Source organism: Geminocystis sp. NIES-3709, assembly GCF_001548115.1.
GTDB lineage: Bacteria > Cyanobacteriota > Cyanobacteriia > Cyanobacteriales > Cyanobacteriaceae > Geminocystis.
In genome coordinates this window covers 1-5,754 of sequence record NZ_AP014830.1, presented here as the reverse complement: position 1 = coordinate 5,754, position 5,754 = coordinate 1, and the positions used below count along the sequence as shown (strand labels likewise).

At 31.9% G+C, this 5,754-nt stretch carries 2 protein-coding genes; one reads left to right on the top strand and one right to left on the bottom strand.

Annotated features, from left to right (window positions below; genetic code table 11):
• Positions 1-806: 806 nt before the first annotated feature.
• Positions 807-3,911, top strand: a complete 3,105-nt coding sequence (locus GM3709_RS18840) for a plasmid replication protein, CyRepA1 family (RefSeq protein WP_066122684.1) — start codon at positions 807-809, stop codon at positions 3,909-3,911.
• 1,515 nt (positions 3,912-5,426) lie between these two features.
• On the opposite strand, the gene GM3709_RS18835 is transcribed toward GM3709_RS18840, so the two are convergent.
• Positions 5,427-5,690: a hypothetical protein gene (locus GM3709_RS18835; RefSeq protein WP_066122681.1), complete on the bottom strand. Its 264-nt coding sequence runs from the start codon at positions 5,688-5,690 to the stop codon at positions 5,427-5,429.
• Positions 5,691-5,754 lie beyond the last annotated feature (64 nt).

The window sequence follows — 5,754 nt, the reverse complement described above, 5'->3', positions numbered from 1 at the left end:
AAGGCTTAAAAAGGATTGTACCTCAAAATTCTCTTATAAGAGAGATTTACTTAACAAAAAATCATAAGAAGGCGATCGCACTTAGATTAAGAGTAGAGAACAGATAAACTAGGGTAAAGAATATTATGAGAGTTGTTACATAACTTTAGAAAATTAATAGAACAAATTATTGTTGCACTTTTTCCAAAAATAAGAAACAAATTGATACTAAATTTTTACCACTGAAGAAAATAAAAATAAAACGTAAAATTTCCCCATAAGAGAAATTCTATTTAATACTTTTTAAGGATAATCTAAAGGGATAAAAGTAAAAGAAAAGAGAATAGCTAATAGAAAAAGTAAGTTAATCCATTGCATCTATGCAATTATTAACGCATCCATGCAATAGCTAAGACTAGAGACAAGTAGTTAAAAGCTATGATATACAAGGCTTTTGGATATATGCAATAAAATATTAAGTTTTGTTTCTAATAAAATAAGTTTTAGAAAGTTCTCAAGGATAAAAATTTAATAAGTGGTATTCAGAAAATAAAAAAGGTAAAGTTTTTATTATCAAAGAAAAAATTACTAGGCGAAAAAAAATTTCTCTATTGTGAAAATAAGAGATAAAGATTATGATAATATAGAGAACAAATAACATGAATAAGTGATCATCCATATAACAAAAATAACTCCTAATCAAACTATTTTTTTGAAAAGTCTTGAAATAGTACTGGTTAGGAGTTATTATGTTTTCAAATAACACAAATAAATGATCTTTTAATTTTTGGATTATTAAAAGCATTTATTAAAACTAAATTAATTATATGATAAAAGAGCAAAATAAGCAATTATCCCCAAAAAATTTAAGTTTTCAAAACGCTTTAAAAGATTGGTTAGATAGCGGAATATCTGAAGATGTAGTATCGCTCAACTTTAATTATGTCGAGGGTTTCGAGGGTTTTAAATTATTTATTGATAACTGTAAATTTGAGAAAAAAGATTTAACAAACACGGGCGTTAGCTCAGTTATAGCTAAAAAATATAATCATCTTTATAGCGGTTATTGGTACGTTAATACCTTTAATCCGATAACGAAAATGGTAGATTTTGCTCAAACAAAGCCAAATTTACCTAGAACTTATTTTGATTACAGTAAGCAATCAGAAAAAATAATTAAATACGAGACACCCAAAGGGGCAAATACACCTTTTATCTTCCTTAATATTCCTATGAGGGTTATTAAGCATTTAGCCAAAAAGTACAAAATTGAATCATTGCCACTGGATAACTATTCCGATAAATGGCAATGGATAAAAGATAATCCTCAAATTTCTGTTTCTATAACAGAGGGAGTAAAAAAGGCGGCTGCATTAATCAGCGTGGGAATTATTGCAGTGGCAAGTTTTTCTGTCACAACTCACTCAGAAAGAGTTACAGAGGATCATTCATCGTGGTTTACCGAATTAAAACCAGAGTTAAAATGGTTACTCGAAAATAAGAGAGAAGTTTTTATTACCTTTGATCGGGCGGATCAAAAGTTGTCCAGTAAGTTAGCTGTTAACAAGCAGACAAAAACATTAGGGAAAAAATTATCTAAGTTAGGTAACTCAGTTAAGATTATTGATTGGTCTGACTCAGAATGTAAAGGTATTGATGATTATTTAGTTAAACATGGGATAAAAGGTGTTAGACGACTTTATCAGCAATCAATCTCTTATCGTAAATTTACAGCACGGTTAAGAGCGTTAGGAACTCGTAAATTATCAGGAACTATCAAGATAAATGAAAAACATTTTCCTAGTGATTTGATTGCAACAGCACTCAAAGACAATAAAAAGATAATCGGGGTAAAATCAGCACAAAATACAGGAAAGACCACAGCGATCGCTCAGGTTTTAAAAAGTGATTGTCAGAATAAGAAAATATTAAACATTACCCATAGACAAACCTTGTCGAGAAACTTATCAGAAAGATTAGGGTTAAACTCCTATCAAGATGATTTGTTCATTCATTTACAGAGAAAAGTAAGCAATACAGAGAACTTTAATCTCTCGATTTGTTTAGATTCACTGCTAAAATTAGATTCAGAAAATACTTATGACATAATTGTTTTAGATGAAATATCTCAAATATTATGGCATGGATTAAACGCTAAAACAGAAATTAAAAAGAATAGAGGTGATATATTAGAAAGACTATTTAAACTACTATCTAATTGTGTTAATAATGGTGGCACTATCATTTGTTCTGACGCTGATTTATCAGATATAGATATTAAATTCTTATCCGATATGTTGAGACTCAATTTAAAAGCTGTAGTATGCTTTGAGAACGAATTTAAGCCATTTTCAAACAGAAATCTTATTATAATTGATTCCGAATTAAAACTTAGAAAAGAGGTAATAAAAGCAGTCGAGAAAGGTGAGAGAATTATAATAAGTACCAGTGGTCAAAAAGTTATTTCTAGCAGTGGAACTATTAACCTAGAACAATGGTTATTAGAGTTTTTACCAGAGGACAAAATTTATCGGATAGACCAAGAAACGGTATCAAATACAGACAGAAAAGAATGCGGAATAACTGATAATTTAAACAGATTAAAAGAAGCACAAATAATTATACATTCCAACACTATTAGCACGGGTGTTAGTCTGGATATTGACGTAGTAGGAAAAATTGATAAGTCTTTTGGGATATTTTGGGGGAATTATCCATTAGACGATTTTGAGCAATCCTTAGAACGTTATCGAGGCGATTGCGATCGGTATGTCTTTTTACCTGAAAGCCGTTGCTCAATGATTGCTAATGGATCGGCAAATCACCAAAAAATGATTAGTCATTTTGATAATAAATTATCTCAAACTAATTATATTTTTAATATTGATCAATTCAGATTTGCAAGTGAGTTAGTCATTTATTATTCCTTATATGGAAGTAGAATAAATGGGGACTTAAGCGGTCTTAGATCTAATTTTATTGTTCACTGTGAAAATAAAGGGTACAACATTATGAACTATCAAGAAAAAATAACTAAAAAAGAAATTACCCAAATTAAAGAAAAGAAACAAGAAATTAAGGAAAAATCTACTAAAGATTATGCTCAGAATCTTTGGAATAGCTCAGTTCTATCAAATAGTGAGTATGAAGAAATCAAGAGCAAAAAAAGGAAATCTAAAAAAGAAAGTTTAGCGGAAAAGAGAACCGATCTAAATAAAAGATATGGCAATTTAGCACCAATGCTATTAGAGGATTTAGACCTATTTACTCAATTCGTTATAGCTGATTTAGGTAGTTTATATCCACAGTTACGGCGCCGTTTTTTCTGTTCATTAGGATCGGAAATAAACTTAATTCTTGACAGAGAAAAGGCACAAAAGAAAGCCAATTATAGTAAAGAAAATGATAAGTTAGTTTACTTCTCAGATTTATTAGAATTATCCAAAAACTCAATCTACTCTAAAACCTTAGAGATTTTAGGAATATCGATCGATGACCTATCAATAAGAGCCAATGGGATAACAGATCAACAAATGGCGGATCTAAAACAGATAGCCATAGAGAAAAACGAAACCTCTAAAGAATGGCAACAAGCCCGAGACAAGATTAAAGAATTAGCTATAACAACTCAGTCGATCGAGCAATGGTCAAAAGAGTTAGACGAGAAAATAGAAAAGCATGGCACGGCGATCGAGACAGCGTTAGATATAGATTTATCCCTAACGAAAAACAAGAAAAATAAAGCGATGGTCAGATTCAGAATGATTTTAAATCGACTAGGCTATGACCTCGAATCTTGTTTTAGATCGTGGGAAAACGGGAAACAATTAAGGTATTACCGAATTAAAAGTAAAGTCGATCAAGCCGTCTGGGAACAGATTTACGAAAATTGGTACTCAGAAATTAAATGTCAGGAGTTGCAAGCTGCTTAATTTTTCTTTGATAAGCCATTAACTCCTATTATATTGGGGAAAGCCTCAAACCTTGCTTACAGTACAAGTATTATTCTTATGAAACATTGACAATCGAGCGACTTGATTACAAATTACAATAAGTCTAGCGAAGGAAAAGACGATTTTGAAGGTGTAGTATCTTAAGGCAAAACCCTAAGATAAAAAAACTCTACTAAAAAATTGTCACTAAATTAGTTAGGTTTACAAAGGTTATTTTACAAGGGTTTACAGAAATTGTAAAGAAATCTTTACCTTTAGGTCGCTCGAAAACTCAGAAATAGAAATGTTTTGTGATGCAAGTTAAACTCAAGAAACTGTCAACACGTGTTGACAAAAAGTTGTGAGAGAAAATTGCTTAACCTACTCGGACACGTCCGACTAAACTGTTTTCAATCCTTAAAGGTTTGAAAGAGAGTAAGAAGCTGTAAAAAGTCACCGCACCATAGCGCGGTAAATTATTTGTGTCCGCGCGGACACTTTTAGAGACAAGCCTTCCTCTTTTTACTTGGCGGAAACATAGGGTTCGTGCAACCAAGTGCAACTTACAAAATAACTGTTGGTATATAAACCTTTCAAGGTTTTAGTTAGAAAAAATTATTTCATATAGTCTTATGCTAATAAATAAGTTATACAAATATATACTAAAAAAGCTATTTGACAAAAATTAAATAGTATGGGGTTGGGTATTTGTAGAAGGGGGACTGAGAGTGACATAATTTAAACTTGCCCATAAATGATATTTGACAACGATCGATGAAGGGACGAAAAATTAACTATTCATACTACCTATTTTAAATGACTTGCCCATAAATGGTTAAAAATGGACAACTTTGATTCAAATAACTTATCAATTAAGGCTAAAAACTAATTGATTTGTACTATTTTTTTGAAGACTGCCCCTCATGACACGAACCCTATGTTTCCGCCTACTTCTATAGCTATAGCTTTAGCAGGAGATTTTAAGGCTATTTTTAGTGTTAAATTTGGTAAAGTACAGAGACTCTATACACAAGGTCGAAAAGGCTCACTCTGTCAGCGTTTTGACGATTGCTAGAACTATAGTTGTGGCAACGGACATTGATGATGATTTTAGAATAGGTTAATCATTCTCTTTACCAGTTAACTGGTACACAAAATAGTTAGTCGAAAAGGCTTACTCTGTCAGCGTTTTGACGATTGCTACTATTATAATGGTAGCAACAGTCATTGATGATGATTTTCACAGGATTATATTCCCGTAAATTTCTTTATCTTTCTGGGTATATCTATAGATGTGCGAACATAACGAGAGATGGTTAAAAATCAAACTCTTTTCACGTCTATACCTATAGGTGTAGCAGGAGATTTTAGCACCGAATTCGGTGTTAAATTTGGTAGAGTGGCAAAACGTTCGATTCCGAACGAATTGACTGAGTTTTGAAAACGAGAACACGTTCCCGAAATCAAATTCAGACTATGGTAGGAATTTCCCCAAAAACCGAACACGCTCGGTATTTAATCAAGTTCTTTAACGAGAGCGTAAATTTGCTTAATAGCTTCCTTATAGCCGTCAAGATTTGCTTTTAGGTCTGATAGTTCAGATTCAATAATCCGAACGTTTAATTCACTCTCAGATGTATTTAGATTCAATTTCTCGAAGAAGGTATCGATAATAGCGTAGTTGCCTTCCAATGAGTAAAAGTCGTCTAAGAGAGAAAACAAGTGATAGCGAATAGTCGCTAAATCGTCACGAGAAACCGATAAAGGATCGTGTATCATAGATTAGCTTATTAATTTGTGCAAATGGTTGATAAGTTTGCCTTGTTGGTGGTAGTAACACCGC

Excerpts from the sequence above, each read along its gene's own strand:
- GM3709_RS18840 (WP_066122684.1), top strand. The coding sequence starts at position 807 with ATGATAAAAGAGCAAAATAAGCAATTATCCCCAAAAAATTTAAGTTTT.
- GM3709_RS18835 (WP_066122681.1), bottom strand. The coding sequence starts at position 5,690 with ATGATACACGATCCTTTATCGGTTTCTCGTGACGATTTAGCGACTATT.